Source organism: Paraburkholderia sp. BL6665CI2N2 (assembly GCF_004366535.1).
Taxonomy (GTDB): Bacteria; Pseudomonadota; Gammaproteobacteria; order Burkholderiales; family Burkholderiaceae; genus Paraburkholderia.
Map to the genome: position 1 here is coordinate 2,825,097 of NZ_SORC01000001.1, position 25,231 is coordinate 2,850,327.

Below are 25,231 nucleotides of genomic sequence, written 5' to 3' on the forward strand. Positions count from 1 at the left end.
GGCTCCTTGCGGCTGTCCTGATGTTATTTGCGCCCCGTCGCGCCGCGCAGCCGCGCCGCGAACTCCCCTCGTCCCGCGAAGTAGGTTTGCACGATCCGCGAGATCACACCGTTCTCGCCCGGCACGGCGGGCATCGCCGCGAACTGCGGCAGCGTATGCCGCGCGTCCGCCTCCGCCGGATAGATGCGCACGCGCACGTCGTACCATGCGGCCTGACCCGTCACCGGATCGGAATTCGACATGCTTCGCGCTACGTCGTCGACCCGGTTGGGCAACTCGTCGGTGATGAGGTGATTGAGCAGGAAGCCACGTTGCGATTCGTTGGCGCCCGGCCCGAGATTCCATGCGCCCGACGCCTTGCCGATCGCGTTCCACGTCCATACCGTGCCCGGCTCGACGGTCTCGCTGAAGCGTGCCATGCAGCGCACGCGGCCCCATTGCGATTCGGCGTAGATCCACGCGCCGTCGGCGATACCGTTCTCGGCCGCCATCAACGGATTCATGTACAGATAGTTCTCGCCGTGAATCTGCCGCAGCCATGCGTTCTGCGAGTCCCACGAGTGGTACATCGCCATTGGCCGCTGGGTCACCGCGGCAAGCGGAAACCTGTCGAGGTCGGTCGCCGCGCTTTCGAGCGGTGCATACCAGAACGGCAGCGGATCGAAGTACTTTTCCACCCGCGCGCGCAAGTGATCCGGCGGTTGCCTGCCGCTCGTGCGGCCCTGCGCGGCGAGCCTGAATTTCTGCATCACGTCGGAGTAAAGCTGGATCAGAATCGGCTCGCTGAACTTGCGGAAACCATGCTTGACCGCCCACTCGAGATACGGTCCGTTGCAGTTGCGCATATATTGCAGCGTCTCGGGCAACGGGTAATGGAACACGCAATTGTTCTTCGCGTACTGCTCCCACTGGTTCGGATTCGGTTCGCCCACCAAGGCCTTGTCGCCATTTTTGCCACGCCAGCCGATCAGAAAGCCCACGCCGGAATCCGGCGACGTCGTGAAATTGACGACGAAGTCGGGATAGTCGCGAAAGCGGCGCGCGCCCTCCGCGGTCGTGAAGGCAGGAAACTTCAGACGCGACGCAAGCTCGATCAGCACTTCCTGGAACGGCTTGCATTCGCCCGTGGGCGGCACAACCGGCACGCGCACCGAATCCACCGGGCCGTCGAATTCGGAGATCGGCCGGTCGAGCATGGACATCGCGTCGTGCCGTTCCAGATAGGTCGTGTCGGGCAGGATCAGATCGGCGAACGCGGTCATCTCCGACTGAAACGCGTCGCACACCACCAGAAACGGAATCTTGTACTCGCCGCTGGCGTGCTTGTCGACCAGCATCTCACGCACTTTCATCGTGTTCATCGATGAATTCCACGCCATGTTGGCCATGAAAATCATCAGCGTGTCGATGGGATACGGATCGCCGCGCCACGCGTTGGTAATCACGCTGTGCATCAGGCCATGCACGGCGAGCGGATATTCCCATGAGAAGGCCTTGTCGATGCGCACCGGGCCGCCCTGTTCGTCGATGAACAGATCCTCGGGCGCGGCGGGCCAGCCGAGCGGACCGGTGGCGAGCGGCGTGTTCGGCTTGACGGCGTCGGGACTGTTCGGCGGTTTCGCCGACGGCGGCACAGCACGCGGAAACGGCGACTTGTGACGAAAGCCGCCGGGCGTGTCGATCGTGCCGAGCAGCGACATCAGCACGGCTAGCGCGCGGATCGACTGGAAGCCGTTGGAGTGCGCCGCCAGCCCGCGCATCGCGTGAAAGGCGACCGGGTTGCCGGTGACGGTTTCGTGCGTCTCGCCCCATGCGTCGGTCCAGCGGATCGGCAAGGTGATGCGGTGCTCGCGGCTCGTCCGAATCATTTCACCGGCGAGGCGGCGAATCGTGTCGGCCGAAATACCGGTAATGCCGGCGGCCCACTCGGGCGTGCAATCGGCCACGCGTTCGCGCAGCAAGGCGAACGACGGCGTGACGGGTGTGCCGTCGTCGAGCGTATAGCGGCCGTCGAGCGCGGGACTGACGCCGGCCGCGTGATGCGGCACGGCGCGCGCGGCTTGAGTGTCCCACCAGAGGTGATTCTGCGGAAACAGCGGATTGCCGACCGGCCGCTCGGGATCGCGCACGAACAGGCCGAAGTTTTCGCTGGCTTCGTCGAGCGAGACGAGTTCCGCCGCGTTGGTGTAGCGGCGCACGAATTCGTGATCCCACGCGTCGGCGGCAATCAGTTCGTGGAGGAACGCCATGAACAGCGCGCCGTCGGTGCCGGGCTTGATCGGCACCCACTCGTCGGCGATCGCCGCGTAGCCCGTGCGAATCGGATTGATCGCGATGAAGCGGCCGCCCGCGCGCTTGAATTTCGAAATGGCGATCTTTAGCGGGTTCGAATGATGATCTTCCGCCGTGCCGATCATGAAGAAGAGCTTGGCGCTGTCGAGGTCCGGGCCGCCGAATTCCCAGAACGAGCCGCCGATCGTATAGATCATGCCCGCCGCCATGTTCGACGAGCAGAAGCCGCCATGCGCCGCGTAATTAGGCGTACCGAACTGTTTGGCGAAGAGCCCGGTCAACGCCTGCATCTGGTCGCGGCCGGTGAAGAGCGCGAATTTTTTCGGATCGGTGGCGCGAATGTGGCCGAGACGCTTTTCGAGCACCTCGAACGCATGCTCCCACGACACCGGCTCGAACTGCGCGCTGCCGCGCTCCGCGTCCGGCTTGCGCATCAGCGGTTGCGTGAGACGCGCGGGAGAGTACTGCTTCATGATGCCCGAGGCGCCCTTCGCGCAGATCACGCCCTGGTTGAGCGGATGCTCCGGATTGCCGTCGATGTAGCGCACCTCGCCTTCGCGAAGATGCACTCGAATGCCGCAGCGGCAGGCGCACATGTAGCAGGTGGTCGTCTTGATGTCGAGCCGTTCGTTCTGCGTGCGAGCGTGATGTTCCATGCGGGATCTCCGTCGCTGCTCCGGCTGCGCCGAAGCGGTGGTGATGCGATACCGCCCATCCTATGCGTGGTGGCCTCACAAGGGAAATCGCCATTTTCGAGAGAAACTATCCGCTGCGCCGATAGTTTGTGTTTGGCTTTCGACGACGGGGCGGCTACGCCTCGGCCAGTCGCACGCGCTGTCCGACGAAGAGTACGAGTACATCGGCAACCGGCCGGGCAGCGACGAAGGCAGGTAGTACAGACCGCGCCGGTCGTGGACATCAGATCGGCGTCAGTACCGCATCTCCCGCAAAATGCCGGCGGGCGTTGTCCAGAAAGTTGTCGACCGAGGCCGTGATCGCTTCCGGCGAGCGGCCGCCCACGTGCGGCGTCAGCACCACGTTCTGCAGCATTAGCAAGGCTTCGGGCGGATTGGGCTCGCTCTCGTAGACGTCGAGCGCGGCGCCGGCAATCGTCCCTGCTGTGAGCGCCTGCGTAAGCGCCGCCGTGTCGAGCACACTGCCGCGCGACACGTTGACCACGAAGCCCTGTGGCCCGAGCGCCTCGAACACCGCCGCGCCGATCAGATGACGCGTGCCCGCACCACCCGGCGTCGCGACGATCAAAAAGTCGCTCCAGCGCGCAAGGCCTTCCACGCTATCGAAGTACCGATGCGGCGAGCCTTCGCGCGGCTTACGGTTGTGATAGCCGATTTCCATCTCGAACCCCGCGCCGCGCCGCGCGACTTTCTCGCCGATGTTGCCGAGCCCGACAATGCCGAGGCGCTTGCCGGAGACGTTCGGTTGCATCGGCAACGAGTCGCGCCAGACACCCTTGCGGGTGGCCTGATCGAGCTGCGGCACGTCGCGCACCACCGCGAGCAGCAGCGCGAACGCATGATCGGCCACGCAATGATCGTTGGTGCCCGCGCCGTTGACGACCACGATATCGCGCGAGCGGGCGTGGTCGATAGCGAGGTTTTCATAGCCCGCGCCCAGCGCGCTGATCAGTTCGAGTTGCGGCATGCGGTCGATGTCCGCGGCGGCGAGCCCGGTCGTGCCGTTGGTCAGCACGGCGCGAATCGTCTCACCGTGCGCGTCGAGCGCGGCGGCTCGCGCGGTGGCGTCGGGCGCATAGACCACGTCGAACGCGGCTTCGATCTTCGCGCGGCTTGCATCGTTAAGATGGATCAGAACCAGCAGGGATGGCTTCATGGCGGCGCTTTTTCCTGGCGACGTGAATGGACAGGACAATTTGCAGGCCAGTGTAACAAGCCTCCGGAAGGCTTGCCGGCAAGTCCGCTGAAGGGTTGGACACCCCGCCGGATGCGCCCTGGCGCGCCTCAAGTCCAACGGTACGGCGCCGTTATCCTGCTTGATAGCCTGGCGTAAAAATGATGCGTAACCGGTCTTTCTTTTCAGCCACAGCCGAACCCGTCTTAAAATAGCGGCACTTCCGATTTTGAGAACCTCATGCTGGATATCCTCCCGCGCGGCCCGGCGCCCGCCAACGACGATTCCGAGATGTTCGAACTCGCGCCCGTCTCGCTCTGGCTCGAAGACTTCAGCGGCGTGCGCACCTTGTTCGATGCATGGCGGGCAGACGGTATAACCGATCTGCGCGCGCATTTCGCCGCCAATCCGGGCTGCGTCGCGCAATGCGCGCACAGCATCCGCGTCATCAAGGTCAATCAGAAGACGCTAACGCAATTCGAGGCTGTCGATTTCGAAGCGCTCACCAGCAATCTCGCTTCGGTGTTCCGCGACGACATGCTCAAGACCCACCTGGAAGAGTTATGCCAGTTGTGGGCCGGCCAATCGCAGTTCACCAGCCAGACGGTCAACTACACGCTCGGCGGACGGCGCCTCGACGTGCTGCTCAAGGGCGCCGTGCTGCCCGGCCACGAGGCGCGCTGGGACCGCGTGCTGGTGTCGGTGGAAGACATTACAGAACTGGAAGGCGCGCGGCACCGCGTGACGCTTGCCGAGCAGTATGTGCGCGGCCTGTTTGAATATTCGCCGGTGTCGCTCTGGGTGGAGGATTTCAGCGCGGTCAAGCGTCTGCTCGACGAAGCGCGGGCGGCCGGCATCAACGACTTCCGCGTCTTTACGGACGTGCATCCCGAGTTCGTCGAACGTTGCATGCAGGAAATCCATGTGCTCGACGTAAACCAGCACACGCTCGACATGTTCGCGGCGAAGGACAAGAAAACGCTGCTGTCGCATCTCGCCGAGGTGTTCCGCGACGACATGCGTCCGCATTTCCGCGAGCAACTGGTCGATCTATGGGACGGCAAGCTGTTCCAGCAGCGCGAAGTGCTCAACTATTCGCTCGACGGCAGCGAGGTGCATGTGCACCTGCAGTTTTCCGTGCTGCCGGGGCATGAGCAGAGCTGGGATCTGGTGCTGGTGGCGCTCACGGACATCACGGCGCGCAAGAAGGCCGAAGCCTACCTCGAGTTCCTCGGCAAGCACGACGTGCTGACCAAACTGCGCAACCGCTCGTTCTACGTGGACGAACTGAACCGGCTCGAACGCAAGGGTCCGTGGCCCGTGACGATCATCATGGCCGATCTGAACGGCTTGAAACGCGTCAACGATCAGCTCGGCCACGCGGCCGGCGACGCGCTTTTGCGGCGCGCCGGCGAGGTGCTCGCCAAGGCGACCGAGACGCCGTTTCATGCGGCGCGGATTGGCGGCGACGAGTTCGCGATCCTGATGCCGGACACCGACGAGCGCGGCGGCGCCGCAATGATCGATGCGATCCGCCAACTGATCGAGCTGAACAATCAGTTTTATCCGGGCTCGCCGCTCAGTTTCTCGATGGGCGCGGCCACCTGCCAGCGCGGCGACCGGCTCGAAGCGGGCGTGCAGCGGGCCGATCTGCTGATGTACGAGGAAAAGCGCGCGACCTACGCGAGCCAGCCGGCGGGCGACCTGGCGGGCCGCTAAACACTGGCTTGGTCGCGCCGGATCATGGCGTGGCGTCGTCGGGATGATCAGCGCGTTTTTTTGCGTTACGGGGTCGGCGAACCGGACAACGGAGCGACCGGCCCCGCCCCGCGGTCGGTGCTTCGCTTAGCCCGGCAATTTCGCTGCCAGCACGTCCACTTTTTCGATCGTGGGCGGCGAGGCGAACAGATCCCCGGCCTTCGCCATCAGCGCGGCCGCCACCTTGCCGTTCAGGTGTGCTTCACGGCCGGCTTCATCCGGAAAGGCGTCGAAGATGCCGAAGGTGGACGGCCCCAGTTTCAAACCGAACCACGCGACAGTGCCCGGCTCCTCCTCGACCAGCGGCAAGCCGCCGAGCAAAAACGCTTCGACGTCTTTTTCCTTGCCGGGTTTGGCTTCAAGACGAACGTACAGGGCGAGCTTGACCATGACAGAACTCCTGCTGTGAGATGGGAACAATGATGTGCTTTGCGAGGGTTCGCAAAGCATGACGAGACATTGGGGACCGCCGGTCTATCGGAAGAGTATAGTCCGCTCCCCGTATAGCGCCGTCACACGCCTTCGCGTCAGGATCTACACACGCCGGTTTGCGCTAGCACAGCATTCCGTGTGCGGATGCGGGCCGCGCGGCGTCCGTCGGCTATACTCGCCGCCCCTGAAGTTTTCCGCGGCCCGGCGCCGCGGTCTGGAAAAAATCATGTCGACAATTCCCGCCTGCCCGCAGTGCGCGATGGAAAACACCTACCCGGACGGCGACAACTACGTCTGCCCCGACTGCGCGCACGAATGGCCGATGAACGCCGCCGCGTCCGTCGACGAAGCCAACGCACGCGTGGTCAAGGACGCCAACGGCAACCCGCTGGCCGACGGCGACGCCGTCGTGCTGATCAAGGACCTGAAAGTGAAAGGCTCGTCGATCACGCTGAAAATGGGCACCAAGGTGAAGAGCATTCGTCTTGTCGGCGGCGATCACGAAGTGGACTGCAAGATGGACGCCGGCAACTTTATGCTGAAGGCCGCGTATCTGAAGAAGGTTTGAGTCTGAACGAACAGCGCTGGCTTGTGCAGCCAGTAGTCACCGGGAGTGACAGCGATGCTTTCCCACGTTTTCATCGGTATCGGCGATTTCGAGCGTGCTTGCAGCTTTTACGACTCACTGATGGGCACGCTCGATCTGCGCCTCAAATTCCGCGATCCGGAAGCATGCTGGTCCGGCTGGATGGCGGCGGATGCGCCGCGCCCGCTGTTCGTGATCGGTAAGCCCTACGATGGCCAACCCGCGTCGGCCGGCAACGGTCAGATGATCGCCCTGCTCGCCGCCTGCCGCGTCACGGTGGATCGCGCGCACGCCGCAGCGCTCGCTCATGGCGGCACGTGCGAGGGGCCGCCCGGTTTGCGTCCGCAATATCACGCGAACTATTACGGCGCGTACTTTCGCGATCCGGACGGCAACAAGCTCTGCGTGTGCTGTCACGAACCGGAAAACCCGGCCGGCGCGACCCACACTTAGGCGCCCGGAAAGCGCAACTCGAAGCGCACCACGCCCGGGGCCGGACACACCACGCTTGCCGTGCCGCCATGCAAATGCATGATCGCCTTGACGATCGCGAGACCCAGACCGCTCGATTCGGTGAACGCGCTGCGCGCCGCGTCCGCGCGATAGAAACGGTCGAACAGACGGCCTAGCTGCTCTTCGGGAATCGGCGCACCGTCGTTTTCGACCGCCACGGTGGCGCCCGCCTCGTCCTGCGTGCCACGCAGACGCACCACGGTGTCGCTCGCCCCGTAACGCACGGCATTGACGACCAGGTTGTTGATCGCGCGGCGGCACAGCATCGGATTGACCGACGCCACGCCTGCGGCCTCAACCACGAAGCGCATCCCGCGTTCGTCGGCGGGACCTTCGAAATAATCTGCGATCCTGACGAGTTCCTCACGCAGATCGACCGGCTCACGTTCCACCGAGAGCGCAGCATGGTCCGCATGCGCGAGAAACAGAATGTTCTCCGCGATATGACTCAGGCGGCTCAGTTCTTCAAGATTCGATTCGAGCACCTGCTGATACTCGTCGGGCTCGCGGGTCCGCGCGAGCGTCACCTGCGTTTGCCCTATCAATGCGCCGACCGGCGTCCGGATCTCGTGCGCCAGATCGGCGGAAAACTGCGAGAGCCGTTGATAGCCCTCGGCGAGACGGTCGAGCATGGCGTTGAACGCATGCGTGATCTGGCGCAATTCGAGCGGCGCCGCCTCGCTGTCGAGACGCACCGACAGGCTCGTGGGGCTGATCTGCGCGGCCCGCGTGGCAATCTCGCGAACCGGGCGCAGCGCGCGGCGCAGCACGTACCAGGCGAGCAGCGTCGCGGCCAGCATGCCGATCAGCGTGGCCAGCACGATGCGGTCGCGGTACGCCGCCAGCATGCGCATTTCCTCCGTCATCGGGTGGCCGGCGATCACTTCGACTTCGGTGCCGTCCTCGCGTGCCTTTGCGGTTGCGATCGCCCAATGCACCGGCACGCCGTTGGCCAGGTGCGTCTGGCGGATATCGGCGAAGGTCGGCAAGCGGCCCTCCACGCCGGCTTGCAGCGCGGGCACGGCCACGCCTGCCGGGTTCACGTCGATGAACGGCGCCTCGCCCGGGCGGCGAAACAGCAGCACGTCCTGTTCCGCGCCGAGCATGGTCTCGAATAGCAAGGGCCGGGTCTTCAGTTCGCCGACCGGATAGAGATCGCGCACGATGCGGCTGAAATGCTCGACACGGGCGGCCAGCACCACGTCGGCGCGGCGTTGCAGCGAGACTTCGGCGGAGTGATAGAAGTACGCGCCGAGCGTGCCGATCACCACGCATGCGATCGTCGCGAACAGTATCGTAGTGCGAGCCGTGAGCGAGCGCCTGGTCCAGAATTTCATGAGCCGTCGCCGAAAGCGTAGCCGATGCTGCGCACCGTATGGATCAGCTTCTTTTCAAATGGATGATCGATCTTGGCGCGCAGCCGTTTAATGGCCACGTCGACCACGTTAGTGTCGCTGTCGAAGTTCATATCCCACACTTCAGAGGCGATCTGCGTGCGCGACAGCGCTTCGCCCTGACGGCGCACCAGCAGATGCAGCAGCATGAATTCCTTATTGGTGAGCGGAATCTCCACGCCTTCACGCGTCACCTTGCGGCGCAGCACATCGAGCTTGAGGTCGGCGATCTCGAACACGTCGCTCTCGCGGATCACACCGCGGCGCAGCAGCGTGCGGATCCGCAGCATCAGTTCGGTAAATGAAAACGGCTTGACGAGGTAATCGTCCGCGCCGAGTTCAAGACCGCGAATACGGTCGCTGACATGGTCGCGCGCGGTCAGGAAGATCACCGGCAGATCGCGCCGCGCCCGCAGCGCACGCATGATTTCCCAGCCGTCGATGCCGGGCAGCATCACATCCAGCACCACGAGGTCGTACGCATTTTCGAGCGCCATGTGCAGCCCGTCCGTGCCGGTGCGCGCAAGATCGACCGCATAGCCGCTCTCGCGCAAGCCCTTCTTCAGGTAGTCGCCGGTTTTCGGATCGTCTTCGATGACGAGGATACTCATGGTGCTCGGTGCTCCGATTCGGCGTTGGCGCAAAGCCTCGCCCTGCAGCTCGCCGAATTCTGGACGTGGATATGCCGGTCATTCTACGTGTCCGCCGCGCGCCGTTCATGACGTTTTTGTCATCCGTCTGTCACTCGCCGGAGCCGGTCCCGGGTCTAATCTGCCCCCATCCTTCACCACCTGGAGCAGATTCATGAAGATCGTTTCCCCGCGTGCGTTGCGCGCTTTCGCCGCCCCCGCGCTCGTCGCCGCCGCCTTACTCGCCGCTGGACCGGCTGCCCACGCCCAGAGCGCCGCGCCCACCGGCGTCCGCGGCACGGTGACATCGTTGTCGGGCGATCTGCTTAAGGTCCACACGCGCGACGGCAAAGACGTCGACGTGAAACTCGCCAAGGACACGCCGATCCGCGGCGTGGTGCTCGCCAACATCAACGACATCAAGCCGGACAGCTATGTCGGCACCGCCGCGATTCCGCAGGCGGACGGCACGCTGAAGGCGCTTGAAGTGCACGTGTTTCCGGCGAGCATGCGCGGCGCCGGCGAAGGCCATCGTCCGTGGGATCTCGGCGGCAACAGTTCGATGACCAACGGCACGGTGGGTTCGCTCGTGGTCAGCAACGGCCGCACGATCACCGTGAAGTACAAGGACGGCGAAAAGAAAATCGTGATTCCGCAAGACGTGCCTATCGTCGCGCTGGAATCGGGTGACCGTTCGCTGCTGGTGCCCGGCGCGAAAGTCGTGTTGTTCGCGCACAAGGAAGCCGACGGCTCGATGGCCGCCAACTTCATCTCCGCGGGCGAGCATGGCGTGACGCCGCCGATGTAAGACAGTGCTGCTGTTTTCTCTTTGAGTCGGGCCGCCGCGTTCTTGCAAGACGCGGCTTTTCGATTCTCCGTTTGTCTCGTGAGCTTCACACCATGCCCGAAACCCCAACGCGCCTGCCCGTTCACCCGCTCGCCGTACGAATCACGCACTGGATCAACGCATTCGCGATGGTCTGCATGGTGATGAGCGGCTGGGCCATTTATAACGCGTCGCCGTTCTTCCCGTTCCGGTTTCCGGTTTGGGCGACCGTCGGCGGATGGCTGGGCGGCTCGATTGCGTGGCATTTCGCGGCCATGTGGCTGCTTTGCGCGAACGGGCTGCTGTATTTCGCGTACGGCGTCGGACGCGGGCATTTCCGGCGCAAGCTGTTGCCGGTTCATCCACGCGACGTGGCGCATGACGCCAGCCTCGCGCTGCGCTTCAAGCTACCGCACGATACCGGTAAATACAACGCAGTGCAGCGCGCGCTGTATCTGCTGGTGCTATGTCTTGGCCTGTTGCTGGTCGCGTCTGGGCTGTCCATCTGGAAGCCCGTGCAATTCTCATGGCTCACCGCGCTATTCGGCGGGTTTGATTTTGCGCGACGCGTGCATTTCATTGCGATGGCAGGCGTGGTCGGTTTCGTGGTCGTGCATCTGGCGTTGGTACTGCTGGTGCCGCGCACCTTGCTGCCGATGCTGACCGGACACGCACGGCCACATTCGGCGCATAAAGGGAGCGAGGCATGAGCGCACAAAAAACTAACCGCGACGCACGCCGCTCCCGCATCGTGCTTGCCGACCATCAACCGCAAATCGAGCGGCTGCAACGGCGCATGTTCCTGCGTTCGTCGCTCTCCATCGGCGCACTGGCGATGCTCTCGGGCTGCAACATGCAGGACGGCGATTCGGTCGACAAGGTGCTCTGGGCGATGTCGCGTTGGAACGATCGCGTGCAGGGCTGGCTGTTCGATCGCAACAAGCTTGCACCGACCTATTCGGTGCGCGAAATCACCGACCCGTTCCCCTTCAACGCGTTCTATCCGGAGTTCGACGCGCCGGACATCGACGGCTCGACGTATCAACTGGAAGTGTCAGGGCTCGTCTCGGACAAGCGCACCTGGAACCTCGATCAGCTACGCGCGTTGCCGCAGGCTTCGCAGATCACTCGCCACATCTGTATTGAAGGATGGAGCGCGATCGGACAATGGCGCGGCGTGCCGTTTCGCACGTTTCTGGAGCGCATCGGTGCCGATCTGAATGCGCGCTATGTTGGGTTCAAATGCGCGGACCGCTATTACTCCAGTCTCGACATGGCGACGGCCCTGCATCCGCAGACGCAGCTCACGCTCGATTTTCGCAACGAGCCGCTGCCGGCCAAATACGGTTATCCGCTGAAGCTGCGCGTGCCGACCAAACTCGGTTTCAAGAATCCCAAGCACATCGCCGCGATCTTCGTGACTAACACAAATCCCGGCGGCTATTGGGAAGACCAGGGGTACAACTGGTTCAGCGGTTTGTAGTGCGGCCCGTTTTGCCCGATCACACGGCAGTAACGTAACGCGCTACCGGTTTCACCACGCGCGGCGGCGGCGCGTCGTAGAGGGCGCGCATGCGCTTCACTTCGTCGACCGGGCTCAGCCCGAACAGACGCTTGAACTCGCGGCTGAACTGCGACGCGCTTTCATAACCGACGCGCGCCGCGGCCGCGCCCGCATTCAGCCCATCCTGCACCATCAGCAAACGCGCGTGATGCAAACGCGTGGTCTTTACGTATTGCATCGGCGAGGTCGCGGTGACCGCTTTGAACTGCGCATGAAACACGGCGAGGCTCATGCCTGCTTCGGACGCGAGCGTATCGACGTCGAGCACGCCGTGGTAGTCGGCATGAATTCGCCGCAACGCCTTGGCAATGCGGCCGAAATGATTCTGATGCGTGAGCGCCGCGCGAATCGCGTCGCCCTGCTCGCCGGTCAGCACGCGATAACAGATTTCGCGCACCACGCCGGGCGCGAGAATGCGCGCGTCGAGCGGCGAAGCCAGTGCATCCATCAGCCGTTGCACCGCATTGCACAGCGCCGGGTCGAGCGGTGTCGAATAAATGCCGACGGGTTCGTTCTGCGCGGCGCCCTGCGTTTCGTTCAACGCCATCAGCAATTCGGCCACCATGGTCAGATCGACGCGCACCGAGATGGCGAGAAACGGCTCTTCCGCACTCGCCTCGGTTTCGCATTCGAATGGCAACGGCACTGAGAGCACCAGATACTGCTGCGCGTCGTACTGAAACACCTGATCGCCGAGAAAGCCGCGCTTGCGGCCCTGACACACAATCACGATGCTCGGTTCGTACATGACCGGCATGCGCGGCATGGGACTATTCGCGCGCATCAGATTGACGCCTTCGAGACTCGTGCGCGTGAAGCCCGGGGTGGGCGCGAGCACATCGAATAATTCGACCAGGCGCTGCTGGGCGGGATCGACCGAGACGGGTTCAGCGGAACGGGGAGACATGACGGTATAGTGACGTGCGAGAGAATAATGCTTGAAATTTAGCACCAAACGACCTATCGCGCTCCTCGCCAGGAGTTTTAGGCAAATCTTCAAGACATTCAGGTATTCCCGGGCTGCCTGCCCGCTCCTATCATGGGAACCCTGCCGGATCATCCTTTTCCGCGCTGCGCCGGGCTCGGTTGCCAATTCCCAGTTTGACGAATTTGCCAGCCACCGCCCGCGCCGTGATCCCGGTTCATGACGAGGTTGGCCACATCGGCGACATGTGTCGCCCATCGCCGGCGCCTTGCAACTTCACCCTCTTTGCTGGAGCTACCCATGAGCACGACTTACGCCTATGCAGCGACCGACGCTACTGCGCCGCTCGCCCCGTTCGAAATCCAGCGCCGCGAACTGCGCGCCCATGACGTGCAGATGGAAGTTCTGTTTTGCGGTGTGTGCCATTCCGATTTGCATCAGGCGCGCAACGAATGGAAGAACACGGTGTTTCCGGTTGTGCCGGGCCATGAGATTGTCGGCCGCGTGACCGCAGTGGGTCCGGATGTAACGAAATACAAGGCTGGCGATCTGGTCGGCGTCGGCTGTCTGGTGGATTCGTGCCGCACCTGTGCGAGTTGCAAAGAAGATCTCGAGCAGTATTGCGAGAACGGTTTTGTCGGCACGTATAACGGTGTTGACCGAGTTGACGGCCAGATCACTTACGGTGGTTATTCCACGCAGCTCGTCGTGGACGAAGCGTTCACGCTGCGTGTGCCGGAGAATCTCGATCCCGCTGGCGTGGCGCCGTTGCTGTGCGCGGGAATCACGACGTATTCGCCGCTGCGGACCTGGGGTGCTGGTCCTGGCAAGAAGGTCGGCATTGTCGGTCTTGGCGGCCTTGGGCATATGGGTGTGAAGCTTGCTCGTGCGATGGGCGCGCATGTTGTGTTGTTCACTACCTCGCCTTCCAAGATTGAAGATGCGAAGCGGTTGGGTGCGCATGAAGTCGTGATTTCGAAGAATGCTGAGGAAATGGAAGCGCATTTCAATAGCTTCGATCTGATTGTGAATACGGTTGCTGCTCAGCATGATTTGAATCCGTTTTTGAATCTGCTTAAGCGGGATGGGACTATGACGCTGGTCGGCGCACCGGAGCATGATCATCCGTCGCCGCAGGTGTTTAATCTGATCTTCAAGCGTCGCCGGTTGGCTGGATCGTTGATTGGTGGGATTGCTGAGACGCAGGAAATGTTGGACTTCTGCGGGGAACATGGGATTACTTCGGATATCGAGGTTATTCCTATGCAGGGGATCAATGAGGCTTTTGAACGGATGCTGAAGAGTGATGTTAAGTATCGGTTTGTGATTGATCTGGATTCCTTGCGGAAGTGATTTTTTTTGGCTCGCGCCGTCGTTTTTTTTGGGGCCGTGGCGTGGGTTTTTTTGTAGGTTTGTTTTTTTGGGTGTGCTCTTTCGGTTTTGGCCTTTCCTTGTGTTCTTAGTGGTCTATTAGCGTTGCCCCTGTGCGGGGCGGCACCTACTTCTCTTTGCCGCCGCAAAGAGAAGTAGGCAAGAGAAAGCGGCTAAAACCGCTAGCTCATAAGCGGGTCCCCCGCACAGCCGCGGTAGCGGCACATCTGGAATCCGTGCTCTCACACATTCGGCGTGAGTGACAAAGCAGTCATTCTTCCGGCGGCGCTACGCGCGCCCCCCGGTACAAATTAAACCAATCGTCTTTTTCGACGCATCGCCAAGGCGAAGCCGACGGCCCCCACAACGCACAAAACGAAGCCACCGATTCCTAAGTGGACCGCCCCGGCGAGCGCGGAGCGCGAGGCGGGAAGTATGACTGCTGTGTCACGTGCGCGAAATGTGCGAGACGACAGATTCCAGATGCACCACCAGCGCGACTGCGCGAGGAACCCGCTTATGAGCTAGCGGTTTGAGCCGCTTTCTCTTGCTTACTTCTCTTTGCGGCCGGCAAAGAGAAGTAAGTGCCGCCCCGCACAGGGGCAACACTAATAGACCACTAAAAAAGCAAGGAAAGGCCAAAACCCTAAGCATCCCAAACAAAAAAACCCCCACCAAAAACAGGCAAGAAAAAAACCAAAAGCAACCCTCGACAGGAGCATGAACCCGTGATTGACAGAATAACTGCAATGCGCACCTTCATCCGAATCGTGGACACCAACAGCTTCACCCGCGCAGCGGAATCATTAAACATTCCACGCGCCACGGCGACCACGATCGTCCAGAATCTGGAAGCCCTGCTAGGCACAGCCCTTCTAGCCCGCACAACGCGACGCCTAAGCGTCACCCCCGAAGGCGCCGCCTACTACGAACGCTGTGCGCAAATCCTCGCCGACATCGACGAAATGGAAGCCAGCATCCGTCACGCGACGGATAACCTGACCGGCCGTCTGCGTATCGAAATGCCCGGCGCCGTAGCCAGCGCCATCGTGCTGCCAGCTCTCGAAGACTTCCACACGCGCTACCCCAACCTCGATCTCGCGATCGGCATCAGCAACCGCACGGTCGATCTGATCACCGAAGCCATCGACTGCAGCATCCAGCTCGGCGAATTGCCGGACTCGAATCTGGTTGCGCGCCAACTCGGCACGCTCGAACACGTGACCTGCGCGAGCCCGGCCTACCTGGCCCGCTACGGCACGCCGACGGATCTCGACGATTTGCGCGGACATGCGGCCGTCAATTGCATGTCGCCGCATAACGGCCGCGAAGTGGACTTCGATTTCGAAGTGAACGGCGAAGCGCAAAACGTGAAGGTGAAAGGCTTCGTCAAGGTCAGCGACGAACAGGCCTATCTCACCTGCGGTCTGCAAGGCCTCGGTCTGATCCAGCCCGCGCGGATCGCCGCGCAACCGTACCTCGACTCGGGACTATTACGCGAAGTCATGCCGCAATGGAAGCCCGTGCCGATGCCGGTGTCGGTCGCCTATGTGAAGAATCGCCGCGTGTCGCCGCGCGTGCGCGCGTTCGTGGACTGGCTGGCGGAGTTGTTCGAGAAAGCGGAGCACGTCGATCAGGATCTCTCGCGCGTCCGTCAATTGCTGCGCGGCCTCCATCCCGCCTGAGACGGGTTGAATGCAGGCGCGCAGCGCAGTAGCAAACCGCGTCAGTTCGGCAGCTTGACCGGCACCGGCCGCGTCAGCAGTTCAGCGTCTTGAACAATTGGGTGATGATGGTCGGCGGGGTCTGCGCATTGATTTCGCTACCGCCGCAGGCCGAGCGTGAATGAAGAAGTGCGACTAAGGCTGACGAGCCTGCTGCGCCGATCCCGGGCACGCCGGATCCTTGCCCCAATGGCCGTCACATACGCGCCAGCGGCACAACTGGTCTTCGAAGAAGCCGCGCTGTCCGCACTCTTTCACGCGCTCAGCGAGCTTGGCGTTGCCAGGTGTCGCGGATGCGCTAACCTTGGTCGCGGTCTTGCCGTCCGCAGCTTTCGCATCCGCCGGCTTGGTCCGCGCAACGAGCGCAGCCAATAGATCGGCATCCGAATCATCTTTCGATGCATTACCGTCCGTGCGCGTTTTCTTCGACTGAGCGACCGCAGTCGGCGCGCTCGCATGACGGTTGCCGGCAGTCGCACTTTCCTTCTTGCCGTGCACGGCGCTCTCGTGCTTCTCCTTGCTGGCCACCGCCGTAGCGCTTTTGCCATGCTTCGCCGCCGGCGCCGTGACCGCGGAGGCGGCCGTTGCGGATGCCACCGGTGCGGGTGCGCTGCTCGGCTCCGCGCCGTCGGCGAGCGCGCGCGACAGACGGCTGCCGTCGCTGGCGGGTGCCGTAGCGGACGCCGCAACGGCTTTGCTGTCGGTATCGTCGGCAACGATCGTGGCCGCTTGCGACGACGCCGGAGCCGGCGCCTCCGCTTTGGCGACAACCACCGGAGCGGCGCTCGCGGCAGCCGCCGGCGCAGCACTCTTCTGCACGCTCTCAGGCGTGGCCGCCGCCAGCGACTCGCTCTGCACGCGCTGCTGCATATGCCATGCACCCCAGCCGCCGGCTGCAATCACCAGCAACGCGACCAATAGCAATGGCGCCCTGGACCGGCGTGGTTGTTCCGTAGGCGGCGCAACGCGGCCTTCAAGGTTCGCAAGAATTCGCGAACCATTGCCGTCAGCGCCTTTAGCCTTATCGGATAACAGGCTAGGCGGGGCTTTGGAATTCGAACTTTCCGGCGCACTCATTCACTGTCTCATTGAATCCTGGATTATTTCGCCGTGATAATACGTTCCGGCTCGCTCCGAGCAGGCCTGATTCTAAGAGCAAGCATTACAAAATACAATTGTTTCCAATTTCCGGGGTCGCCTTTGATTGCCGTAGTACTTCTCGCCTATTTCGCCATCGCCGTCGTGATCGCCGCAATCCTGCTATTGCCGGCGGCACGCGCCTCTTTATTAGGCGCGGCGCTCGCTATTCACGGCCGCGTTATGCGCGGAGCATCTCGCAGTGCGTCGCGCGCTCGCGGTCAATTAGCACGCTCGGCAAAAATTTCGCAATCGACCGCAGCCGATATGCAAAAGTTACTGGTGAAGCGGCGCTTGCTGATTTTTACCACGACAGGTATTCTTGCGACGCCTCCATTGGTGGCATTGGCTTTACGCGGCCGGCAATTATTCCAATTCGATGAAACCGCACGGGTTCCGGACGAGAAAATTGCCGCGTTATTGAATGGCGAACAGCTCGTACCCCCGCCGCCGTTGCCGCCGGAGGTATTCGCAACGCGGGAAGTCGAGCAGATCCGGCCCGCGCTTAAAGACGCGAGCCGCGACTGGAATTTGCTCGACGCCGATTTCAGAACGCGTTTATTGCTCGTGTACAAAATCATGCGCGAACAATACGGGTATGAAATGGCTTTGCTGGAGGGATATCGCAGTCCGGAGCGGCAAAACCGGCTGGCGCAAATGGGGGGCAACGTCACCAATGCCGCGGCGTTTCAAAGCTATCACCAATACGGTCTTGCCTCGGACAATGCATTTTTGCGCGACGGCAAGCTCGTCATTTCAGAAAAAGATCCCTGGGCCATGCGCGGTTATCAGTTATACGGGCAGACAGCCGAACAGGTCGGTCTGACTTGGGGCGGTCGCTGGAAAATGATGGATCTCGGGCACGTCGAATATCACAAACCCGGCTTCGTCCTCGGGCGCGGTCATTAAGGCGCAATGGGCGAAACCGGATAATAAAGAGGTTGGCATGGGGCGTTCAATCAATTTTTCTGGCGAAAAGTGGCAATGCCGCACGCATAACGGCATTGTTCCGATCAGCGTAATCACGGGCAAAACCTGTCGATTTAACAATTCCGCCGTATTCGCTTTCGCCTGAATATGCTTTCGTTTTATTTCAAACGCCGTACGCGCGCCCTGCTGTCTGCTACAGCACGCGCCACAACACTCATCATCAAGACCTGAACGGCTTATGCGACGCATTCTCAACGTGTTGACCCACACACGCACGCTCTCGATCATCGGCTTGCTCGCGCTCGCTGCTGTTTTATTCATCGGCGCCGATACTTTGCAAATCGACCTGATGTGGCCGGCCATCGTGCTCGGCGCCGTGATCGCGCTGTGGCTGCTGGTGTGGATCGTGCGCCGGCTGCGCGCGCGCCGCGCCAATCGCAAGCTCGGCGAAATGCTCGAGCAGCAGGCGGAGAAACAGGCTGAAGCCGGTCCCGCGCCCACGCCCGCGCGCCAGGCGGAACTCGACGTGCTGCGCACGCGTCTTGTCGATGCGGTGAAGACCATCAAGACTTCGAAGATCGGTCAGGTTTCGGGCGGTTCGGCGCTCTATGAGTTGCCCTGGTACATCGTGATCGGCAACCCCGCCGCGGGCAAGAGCAGCGCGGTGTTGAATTCGGGCTTGCAATTCCCCTTCGCCGACAAGAACAACGCGGTGATCCACGGCATTGGCGGCACGCGTAACTGCGACTGGTTCTTTACCACCGAAGGCATTCTGCTCGACACCGCCGGCCGCTATTCCGTGCATGAGGAAGACCGCACCGAATGGCTCGGCTTTCTCGGACTGCTCAAACGTTTCCGGCCGAAGGCGCCGATCAACGGCATCATCGTCACCGCGAGCATTGCGGAACTGACCAGCAGCAAGCCCGAATTCGCGATCAATCTCGCGAAGAACTTGCGCCAGCGCGTGCAGGAGTTGACCGAGAAGCTCGAAGTATTCGCGCCGGTGTATGTGATGTTCACCAAGGCCGACCTGATTACCGGCTTCACCGAATTCTTCAGCGGCAGCGAGCGTCACGAATACGATCGCGTGTGGGGCGCCACCCTGCCCTACGAGCCGGACGAGAAGCGCGACGTGGTCGGCCTCTTCGACGAACACTTCGAAGAGCTGTACGACGGCCTGAAAGAGATCAGCGTCGCGCAGATGTCGATCAATCGCGGCAATAAGCTCTCGCCGGGCCAGCTGAGTTTCCCGCTTGAATTCTCGACGATCAAGCCCGCGCTGCGCGCGTTCCTCGCCACGTTGTTCGAGACCAATCCGTTCCAGTACAAGCCGATTTTCCGCGGCTTCTATTTCACCAGCGCATTGCAGGAAGGCGAAACCAATAGCGCCGCAGCCACACGCATTGCGAACCGTTTCGGCCTGAGTTCGGACAGCCTGCCCAAGCCGCATAGCGCGTTCTCGAAGAACGGTTTCTTCCTGCGCGATCTGTTCTCGAAGGTGATCTTCGCCGACCGGCAAACGGTCAGGCAATTCGCCAGCCCCGCCAAGACGCGCATGCGCTATGCGACCTTCTTCGGCTTCGTCGCGGTGCTCGCACTGGCGCTCGGCGGCTGGACCTGGTCGACGGTCAACAACCAGCAGCTCACGGCGAACGTGCAGGCCGACCTCGACAATGTCGTGCGCCTGCAGCAGAACCGCAACGATCTGCAATCGCGCCTGCAGGCCATGGACGTGCTCGAGGACCGCATCGACCAGCTCGAACAGTTCCGCCGCGACAGGCCGCTCGCGGTGTCGCTCGGTCTGTATCAGGGCGATCGCCTCGAACAGCGCCTGCTCACCGAATACTACAACGGCGTGCGGCAGATCCTGCTCGATCCGGTTTCGCAGAATCTCGCGTCGTTCCTGAAGGACGTCAACGCGCATCCCGACCAGCTCGCGCCGTTGAATCGCGCGCCGGATGCTGCCACGATTCCGGTCTCCACCCATTCGGCCATGAGCGCGAACAGCCAGGGCGGCCTGTATAGCGACGCCTCGCCGACCAACGTCGAAGATGCGTACAACGCGCTCAAGACCTACCTGATGCTGAGCGACAAGCGTCATGTGGAAACCGCTCACCTCACCGATCAGGTTGCGCGCTTCTGGCGCGGCTGGCTCGAAACCAATCGCGGCAACATGCCTCGCGACGAGACGATCCGCAGCGCCGAGCGCATGATTACGTTCTATCTCGCGCGCGTCTCCGACGACGACTGGCCGATGATCGACCAGAACCTCGGCCTCGTCGATCAAACGCGAGAGAACCTGCGCCGCGTGGTGCGCGGCATGCCGGCCCGTCAGCGCGTCTACGAGGAAATCAAGGCGCGCGCGTCGACCCGCTTCGCGCCGATGACGATTGCGCGCATCGTCGGCGAAAACAATACGGCGCTGGTGGCGGGCAGCTATGCGATCCCCGGCACCTTCACGCGCGAAGCGTGGTTCCAGTACGTGGAGCCCGCGATTCGCGACGCCGCCACGAAAGAGTTGCAGGCGAAGGACTGGGTGCTCAACACGTCCGCGCACGACGACCTGACGCTGGAAGGCAGCCCCGAACAGATCCAGAAAGCACTCGTCGCGATGTACAAGACCGAGTACGCGATGCACTGGCAAAAGTTCATGCAAGGCATTGCGGTGCAGAGCTTCGGCAGCTTCGGCCAGGCGGTGGATGCGATGAACCGTCTCGGCGATCCGCAGGACTCGCCGATCCGCAAGGTGCTCGAAACCGCGTACGACCAGACTTCGTGGGACAACCCATCGCTCTTCAACGCGAATCTGAAGCGCGCGCAAACCGGCGTGACGAGCTGGGTCAAGAACCTGTTCTCGCGTGTGCCGACTGGCCAGATCAACGCGAATATCGACATCAACGGCAATCCGGTTGAAGTGCCGATGGGTCCGATCGGCCAGGAGTTCTCGGCGCTGGGTCGCATCGTCGTGAGCGGCGACAACGGGTCGATGCTTAAGGGCTATATGGAGACGCTGTCGAAAGTTCGCACGCGCTTTAACGTGATCAAGAACCAGGGCGATCCGGGACCGGGCGCGCGTCAGCTGATGCAGCAGACGCTCGACGGCAGCGGCTCCGAACTTGCCGATTCGCTGAAGTACGTCGACGAACAGATGCTCACGGGTCTCACCGACTCGCAGCGCAAAGCCCTGCGTCCGCTGCTCGTGCGTCCGTTGATGGCGGCGTATGCGGTGGTGATCCAGCCGGCCAGCGTCGAAGTCAACAAGGTGTGGAACGCGCAGGTGTATCAAAGCTTCCAGGGTTCGCTCGCCAACAAGTATCCGTTCGCGAGCGATGCGAAGGTCGAAGCCGGCGCGGGCGAGATCGCCCAGGTGTTCGGCCCGGACGGCGCGATCGCCAAGTTCGTCGGCACCACGCTCGGACCGCTCGCGGTGCGCCGTGGCGACACGCTGACGGCGCGCACATGGGGCGACATGGGCCTCGCCCTCACGCCCGACTTCACCAGCGGCTTTGCGCGCTGGGTGGCGCCGCTTGCCGGCGGCGCTGCGGGTGCGACGGCGGGCCAGGGTTCGGCCGAACCGCAGACCGTGTTCCAGATTCTGCCGCAGCCGAGCAGCGGCACAACGGAATACACGCTGGCGATCGACGGCCAGCAGATGCGCTACCGCAACACGCCGCCGCAGTGGACCAACTTCGTGTGGCCGAATCCGTCGGGCTCACCAGGCGCGACGTTGAACGCCACGACCTTCGACGGCCGCACGCTGCAACTGGTCAACGAACCGGGCCGCTACGGTCTGGAGAAGCTGATCAACTCGGCGCAGCGCAAGCGGCGTCCGGACGGCACGTTCGATCTGTCGTGGACGCAAGGCAGCGTGACGGTGGCGGTCAGCATGCGCATCATCAGCACGTCGCAGGCTTCGAGTGGCAGCAGCGACGCGCCGCAGCAGCAGAGCTTGCGCGGCTTGCGGCTGCCGTCCTCGGTGGCGGATGTGAGCGCGGCGGCGAATTCGGTCAACGCGACGGCTGCGGGTGCGCCAGGCGCCGCGCCCGCGCCGGCTTCCCCGGCGGCACGCCCGGCCACCGCCGCCACCGCGGTTTCGAATACAGGGGGTGCGCAATGACGCAAACCGTGCAGGCGCAAATCGCCTACTTCGGCAAGATCCCGTCGCGCGGCGACTTCGTGAAAAGCGCGCATAACCCGCAATTGCTGGCTACGCTCGACCGCTGGATCGCCGAAGCCATGGAACTGCTCACCGACGATCCGCGCTGGAAGATCGTCTACGAAAACGCCAAGCCGATGCACTTCGCGTTCCTCGGTTCGCGCAGCAAGCTGGCGATTGCCGGGCATATGATGGCGAGCCACGACCAGTCGTCGCGGCGCTTTCCGTTTCTTGCCGCGACCGCGCTCGAAGTAGAAAGGCCGCTGACGTTTCTCGCGCACAGTCCGCTCGCCTTCGCGCGCCTCTGGTCGCGCGTCGCGGCGCAAATGAAGCCACTGCTCGGCGCCAGCGAGCCGCCCGGCGCGCTGCAGGCGCTCGGCGAAACGCAAGTGCCGATCGAGATAGGCGGCGGTCCGGGCAATCCGCACGACGGCACCTTCAACGACTTCGTCGAACACCAGACACTCGCCGGGCTCGAACAAATGCTGCTGGCGAGCGGCCATCCGGTGCGCTTGCGCGGCGCGATGCTGGCGCTCGGCTCACTGCTGCGTCCAGTGATGCAAAGCGGTTCGTCGCATCTCGAACGCGGGCTGACCTTGCCGCTGCCGAACGACCCGTTCTATCGCAGTCTCGTTGCCGCGTTCTGGCTCGAACTGGTTGCGCCGTTCGTCGCGCAGGCGGATTTCGAACTGGCGATTTTCATCGGCACGATTGCCGAGCGCGAGCGGCTCATCATCGGCTTTAACGGCGCCTCGGCCAAAACGCTGCATAGCGTGGTCGATCCGCAGTCGTACGCGGCGCACAACATCGATATCGACGATCCCGAATGGATCGACGAACACGCACAAAACGATCATGGCATCAGCAAGCTCGTCAGTTATCTCGACCAACCGCAACTGTCGCTGCGCGTCAGCATCGACACGTTCCGCGAAGCATTCACGGGAGCGTGACACGATGCTGAACAACACATCCACCGCACGCATGACGGTGCTGCTCACGGGTCTTCTGCTCAGCGCGTTTGCGTATGCCGACAACGACGGCCCCGCTCGCGTCACGCCGGTCGACAATAGCGGCGTTTCGATTCACACTACGGTGCTGCCGCCGGCCGCTTCGGCCTCAGTCGGCAATGCGGGGCCTGCAGTGAGCACCGCCGGACTCGCGAGCGGTACGACCGGCGCCGGCACCGGCGCGATCACCGCGGCGCTGCCGCCCGCCAATGCGACGCCTGGCCAGGTCGTGGTCGGCGGCAAGGTGCCGGACGAAGCGACCAAGGCGGCCGTGCTCGCGCGCCTGCGCGACACATACGGCGCGGCCAACGTGGTCGATCAAATTGAAGTCGCCGATGTGGCGACGCCGCCGAACTGGTCCGCCAACGTGCAGAAGCTGATCGGCCCGCAGTTGAAGCAGATCAGCAAAGGTCAGCTGAAAATCGACGGCACGCAGATCGACGTGAAGGGCGAAGTACACAACGAATCGCAGCGCCAGCAACTCGCGAGCGACATGGCGAATGCGTTGAACCCGACTTACACGATCAAGAATGGACTACGTGTGAGTGCGTCCGAACAAGGCCTGCTCGATCAGACGCTCGCGAATCGTACGATCGAATTCGAAACCGGCAGCGCGACGCTCACGCCGCAAGGCCGCGCGATTCTCGATCAGATGGCCGCCGCGATGGGGAAGATGACGACGAGGACTGTCGCAATCATCGGCCACACGGACAACTCGGGTAACCGCACGTCGAATATCGCCTTGAGCCAGGCGCGCGCGGATGCGGTGAAGGGTTATCTGGTCGCGAAGGGCATTCCGCCGCAGCAGATGACAACGACCGGCGTCGGCCCGGATCAGCCAATTGCGTCGAACGACACGACCGATGGGCGGGCACGGAATCGACGGATCGAATTTCGTGCGGGCTCTTAGCGGTTGCTGTTTGCGCAGCAGCGTGCATGAAAAAAGCCTGGCCTCGATGAAGCCAGGCTTTTTTCTCGTTCGGACCGCCTTTTTTAGCTGTTCTCTTCCGGCTTCACGCCCAGCAACTCGCGAATATGCGCGAGCGATCCATCGTCTTTGACCACCGTCGAAAGCCATTGATGCAATGGCATATCCGCCGTCTCCGCGGCTTTTTCCGCGAAATACGCGGCAGGATTATGCGGCTCGGTCGCGCGAAAGAACCTGGCCACCGCACGCAATTGCGCGACGGCCTGCGCGCGGCTCTGGATTCCTGCAACTGGACTCGTCGGCATGGTCGTCAACACAGGTTCCTCGCGTTGCGGTGCGGTCTTGAAGGTGGGTTCGGCGCGGTCCTGCTCGTGCGCCGCGGGTGTTTTAGGGGGCGGCGCTTCAGCGCTCACGCCGACTTCGCGTGCAAAGCGCTCGGCCAACCGGTAGACGTTTTCGTAAGCGTCCTTCGCCTGACGGAAACTCGGCGCGGAATCCGCCGCGCGCCGGTCCAGTTCCTGTTCGAGCGCGAGCATGGCCGCCTCGAACGCCTTCAGATCGACTAGCAGCGTTGAATAGAACGCCGGCGGTGTAGCGCGTTTGGAGACTTCGATCTGATCGATCGACGGCTTGCCGCGCGCGATATCGTCGGCGTGATCCGGATCGCGTTTGACGGCTTGCGCAACGTGCGTGGCCACGTCCCAGTCGATCGTGCTGTATGCATTGCCCTGCGACGACGTGAGCGGCATGGCGCGCAGCAGATCTCCCGTGCGCCCGACCAGCCACGCGACATTGCCGAGGCGATACTCGGTGTCGTCGCCGTCCGGCAGCGGATGCACGTGGTCCCAGTAGCGCTCGCATAGTTTCGTCAGCAGCGTGTAACCCTGCGAAAGACCCTTGACGCCCTCATCGATCGCAAGTGCTTCGGTAAGCCAGACCGCGAGGCGCAAATCCTTGGTCTGCGTTTGCAGCAGACTGGCCGAACGCTCGACCACGAAAGCCCAATCGGCTTCCTTGACCTCCGTGACCCATTCGCCCTGATCCAGCGACGGGTCTTCGAAACGGCGCGCGTGCTGGATTGCGTCGAAATCCGCCGAAAACAGCAGATCTTCGCCACAGGGCGAGGTTTCGCTGAGCGGAGCCAGCAAGGTGTCTAGATTAATCGGCATGAAAGAAAGCAATAAGTATCG

Annotated in this window: 20 protein-coding genes; 12 read left to right on the forward strand and 8 right to left on the reverse strand. The window is 62.5% G+C overall.

Annotation, left to right across the window (positions count from 1 at the left end; genetic code table 11):
- Nucleotides 1–23: 23 nt before the first annotated feature.
- Nucleotides 24–2,948: a molybdopterin-dependent oxidoreductase gene (locus B0G81_RS12550; RefSeq protein WP_134135859.1), complete on the reverse strand. Its 2,925-nt coding sequence runs from the start codon at nt 2,946–2,948 to the stop codon at nt 24–26.
- A gap of 262 nt (nt 2,949–3,210) precedes the next feature.
- Nucleotides 3,211–4,143 (reverse strand): 2-hydroxyacid dehydrogenase, encoded by a 933-nt coding sequence (locus B0G81_RS12555; RefSeq protein WP_134135864.1) that lies wholly within the window; start codon nt 4,141–4,143, stop codon nt 3,211–3,213.
- Between the two features lie 258 nt (nt 4,144–4,401).
- Between B0G81_RS12555 and B0G81_RS12560 the strand changes: the two genes are divergently transcribed.
- Complete coding sequence (locus tag B0G81_RS12560) at nt 4,402–5,880, forward strand: sensor domain-containing diguanylate cyclase (protein WP_134135868.1); 1,479 nt, start codon at nt 4,402–4,404, stop codon at nt 5,878–5,880.
- Nucleotides 5,881–6,006: 126 nt separating this feature from the next.
- Here the strand turns inward: B0G81_RS12560 and B0G81_RS12565 are convergent, their stop codons facing one another.
- Nucleotides 6,007–6,309, reverse strand: coding sequence for an antibiotic biosynthesis monooxygenase (locus B0G81_RS12565; protein ID WP_106280735.1), 303 nt, complete (start codon nt 6,307–6,309; stop codon nt 6,007–6,009).
- A gap of 268 nt (nt 6,310–6,577) precedes the next feature.
- On the opposite strand from B0G81_RS12565, the gene B0G81_RS12570 reads away from it, so the two are divergent.
- Nucleotides 6,578–6,919, forward strand: coding sequence for a zinc ribbon domain-containing protein YjdM (locus tag B0G81_RS12570; RefSeq protein WP_134135872.1), 342 nt, complete (start codon nt 6,578–6,580; stop codon nt 6,917–6,919).
- A 54-nt stretch (nt 6,920–6,973) separates the two neighbouring features.
- On the forward strand, nt 6,974–7,390 hold the full coding sequence (locus B0G81_RS12575; protein WP_134135876.1) for a VOC family protein: 417 nt from the start codon (nt 6,974–6,976) through the stop codon (nt 7,388–7,390).
- Here the strand turns inward: B0G81_RS12575 and B0G81_RS12580 are convergent.
- Entirely contained in the window at nt 7,387–8,787 is a 1,401-nt protein-coding gene (locus B0G81_RS12580; RefSeq protein WP_134135880.1) for a heavy metal sensor histidine kinase, read from the reverse strand. The two genes, B0G81_RS12575 and B0G81_RS12580, sit on opposite strands and share 4 nt — an antisense overlap.
- Nucleotides 8,784–9,455: a heavy metal response regulator transcription factor gene (locus tag B0G81_RS12585; protein WP_106280728.1), complete on the reverse strand. Its 672-nt coding sequence runs from the start codon at nt 9,453–9,455 to the stop codon at nt 8,784–8,786. The genes B0G81_RS12580 and B0G81_RS12585 overlap by 4 nt, the downstream gene beginning before the upstream one ends.
- A gap of 193 nt (nt 9,456–9,648) precedes the next feature.
- On the opposite strand from B0G81_RS12585, the gene B0G81_RS12590 reads away from it, so the two are divergent.
- The 3 genes from B0G81_RS12590 to B0G81_RS12600 all read left to right on the forward strand — a co-directional run bounded on the left by B0G81_RS12590 (nt 9,649) and on the right by B0G81_RS12600 (nt 11,782).
- Nucleotides 9,649–10,281 (forward strand): hypothetical protein, encoded by a 633-nt coding sequence (locus B0G81_RS12590; protein WP_134135885.1) that lies wholly within the window; start codon nt 9,649–9,651, stop codon nt 10,279–10,281.
- Between the two features lie 92 nt (nt 10,282–10,373).
- Nucleotides 10,374–11,009, forward strand: a complete 636-nt coding sequence (locus B0G81_RS12595; RefSeq protein WP_134135889.1) for a cytochrome b/b6 domain-containing protein — start codon at nt 10,374–10,376, stop codon at nt 11,007–11,009.
- Complete coding sequence (locus B0G81_RS12600) at nt 11,006–11,782, forward strand: molybdopterin-dependent oxidoreductase (RefSeq protein WP_134135893.1); 777 nt, start codon at nt 11,006–11,008, stop codon at nt 11,780–11,782. The genes B0G81_RS12595 and B0G81_RS12600 overlap by 4 nt, the downstream gene beginning before the upstream one ends.
- Nucleotides 11,783–11,801: 19 nt before the next feature.
- Here the strand turns inward: B0G81_RS12600 and B0G81_RS12605 are convergent, their stop codons facing one another.
- The gene (locus B0G81_RS12605) at nt 11,802–12,770 is read right to left on the reverse strand and encodes an AraC family transcriptional regulator (RefSeq protein ID WP_106280720.1); all 969 of its coding nucleotides are present in this window, start codon (nt 12,768–12,770) and stop codon (nt 11,802–11,804) included.
- 318 nt (nt 12,771–13,088) lie between these two features.
- Here B0G81_RS12605 and B0G81_RS12610 point away from each other — a divergent pair, with 318 nt between their 5' ends.
- Both B0G81_RS12610 and B0G81_RS12615 read left to right on the forward strand, forming a co-directional pair.
- Nucleotides 13,089–14,141, forward strand: a complete 1,053-nt coding sequence (locus tag B0G81_RS12610) for an NAD(P)-dependent alcohol dehydrogenase (RefSeq protein ID WP_134135897.1) — start codon at nt 13,089–13,091, stop codon at nt 14,139–14,141.
- Between the two features lie 746 nt (nt 14,142–14,887).
- Nucleotides 14,888–15,844, forward strand: coding sequence for a LysR family transcriptional regulator (locus tag B0G81_RS12615; protein WP_166678984.1), 957 nt, complete (start codon nt 14,888–14,890; stop codon nt 15,842–15,844).
- A gap of 174 nt (nt 15,845–16,018) precedes the next feature.
- Here B0G81_RS12615 and B0G81_RS12620 read toward each other — a convergent pair whose 3' ends face one another.
- Nucleotides 16,019–16,960, reverse strand: coding sequence for a hypothetical protein (locus B0G81_RS12620; RefSeq protein WP_134135904.1), 942 nt, complete (start codon nt 16,958–16,960; stop codon nt 16,019–16,021).
- 123 nt (nt 16,961–17,083) lie between these two features.
- Between B0G81_RS12620 and B0G81_RS12625 the strand changes: the two genes are divergently transcribed.
- The 4 genes from B0G81_RS12625 to B0G81_RS12640 all read left to right on the forward strand — a co-directional run bounded on the left by B0G81_RS12625 (nt 17,084) and on the right by B0G81_RS12640 (nt 24,023).
- Nucleotides 17,084–17,929, forward strand: a complete 846-nt coding sequence (locus B0G81_RS12625) for a M15 family metallopeptidase (RefSeq protein WP_134135907.1) — start codon at nt 17,084–17,086, stop codon at nt 17,927–17,929.
- Between the two features lie 259 nt (nt 17,930–18,188).
- The gene (gene tssM / locus B0G81_RS12630) at nt 18,189–22,067 is read left to right on the forward strand and encodes a type VI secretion system membrane subunit TssM (protein ID WP_134135911.1); all 3,879 of its coding nucleotides are present in this window, start codon (nt 18,189–18,191) and stop codon (nt 22,065–22,067) included.
- A complete protein-coding gene (tagF, locus tag B0G81_RS12635; RefSeq protein ID WP_134135916.1) occupies nt 22,064–23,056 on the forward strand; it encodes a type VI secretion system-associated protein TagF in 993 nt (330 codons plus the stop codon). The genes tssM and tagF overlap by 4 nt, the downstream gene beginning before the upstream one ends.
- 4 nt (nt 23,057–23,060) lie before the next feature.
- Nucleotides 23,061–24,023, forward strand: coding sequence for an OmpA family protein (locus B0G81_RS12640; RefSeq protein ID WP_134135921.1), 963 nt, complete (start codon nt 23,061–23,063; stop codon nt 24,021–24,023).
- Between the two features lie 83 nt (nt 24,024–24,106).
- On the opposite strand, the gene tssA is transcribed toward B0G81_RS12640, so the two are convergent.
- Nucleotides 24,107–25,210, reverse strand: coding sequence for a type VI secretion system protein TssA (gene tssA, locus B0G81_RS12645; protein ID WP_134135925.1), 1,104 nt, complete (start codon nt 25,208–25,210; stop codon nt 24,107–24,109).
- Nucleotides 25,211–25,231 lie beyond the last annotated feature (21 nt).

Bases quoted from the DNA above. Each gene is read 5' to 3' on its own strand.
- B0G81_RS12550 (WP_134135859.1), bottom strand. From the start codon at position 2,948: ATGGAACATCACGCTCGCACGCAGAACGAACGGCTCGACATCAAGACG.
- B0G81_RS12555 (WP_134135864.1), bottom strand. From the start codon at position 4,143: ATGAAGCCATCCCTGCTGGTTCTGATCCATCTTAACGATGCAAGCCGC.
- B0G81_RS12560 (WP_134135868.1), top strand. From the start codon at position 4,402: ATGCTGGATATCCTCCCGCGCGGCCCGGCGCCCGCCAACGACGATTCC.
- B0G81_RS12565 (WP_106280735.1), bottom strand. From the start codon at position 6,309: ATGGTCAAGCTCGCCCTGTACGTTCGTCTTGAAGCCAAACCCGGCAAG.
- B0G81_RS12570 (WP_134135872.1), top strand. From the start codon at position 6,578: ATGTCGACAATTCCCGCCTGCCCGCAGTGCGCGATGGAAAACACCTAC.
- B0G81_RS12575 (WP_134135876.1), top strand. From the start codon at position 6,974: ATGCTTTCCCACGTTTTCATCGGTATCGGCGATTTCGAGCGTGCTTGC.
- B0G81_RS12580 (WP_134135880.1), bottom strand. From the start codon at position 8,787: ATGAAATTCTGGACCAGGCGCTCGCTCACGGCTCGCACTACGATACTG.
- B0G81_RS12585 (WP_106280728.1), bottom strand. From the start codon at position 9,455: ATGAGTATCCTCGTCATCGAAGACGATCCGAAAACCGGCGACTACCTG.
- B0G81_RS12590 (WP_134135885.1), top strand. From the start codon at position 9,649: ATGAAGATCGTTTCCCCGCGTGCGTTGCGCGCTTTCGCCGCCCCCGCG.
- B0G81_RS12595 (WP_134135889.1), top strand. From the start codon at position 10,374: ATGCCCGAAACCCCAACGCGCCTGCCCGTTCACCCGCTCGCCGTACGA.
- B0G81_RS12600 (WP_134135893.1), top strand. From the start codon at position 11,006: ATGAGCGCACAAAAAACTAACCGCGACGCACGCCGCTCCCGCATCGTG.
- B0G81_RS12605 (WP_106280720.1), bottom strand. From the start codon at position 12,770: ATGTCTCCCCGTTCCGCTGAACCCGTCTCGGTCGATCCCGCCCAGCAG.
- B0G81_RS12610 (WP_134135897.1), top strand. From the start codon at position 13,089: ATGAGCACGACTTACGCCTATGCAGCGACCGACGCTACTGCGCCGCTC.
- B0G81_RS12620 (WP_134135904.1), bottom strand. From the start codon at position 16,960: ATGAGTGCGCCGGAAAGTTCGAATTCCAAAGCCCCGCCTAGCCTGTTA.
- tssM (WP_134135911.1), top strand. From the start codon at position 18,189: ATGCGACGCATTCTCAACGTGTTGACCCACACACGCACGCTCTCGATC.
- tagF (WP_134135916.1), top strand. From the start codon at position 22,064: ATGACGCAAACCGTGCAGGCGCAAATCGCCTACTTCGGCAAGATCCCG.
- B0G81_RS12640 (WP_134135921.1), top strand. From the start codon at position 23,061: ATGCTGAACAACACATCCACCGCACGCATGACGGTGCTGCTCACGGGT.
- tssA (WP_134135925.1), bottom strand. From the start codon at position 25,210: ATGCCGATTAATCTAGACACCTTGCTGGCTCCGCTCAGCGAAACCTCG.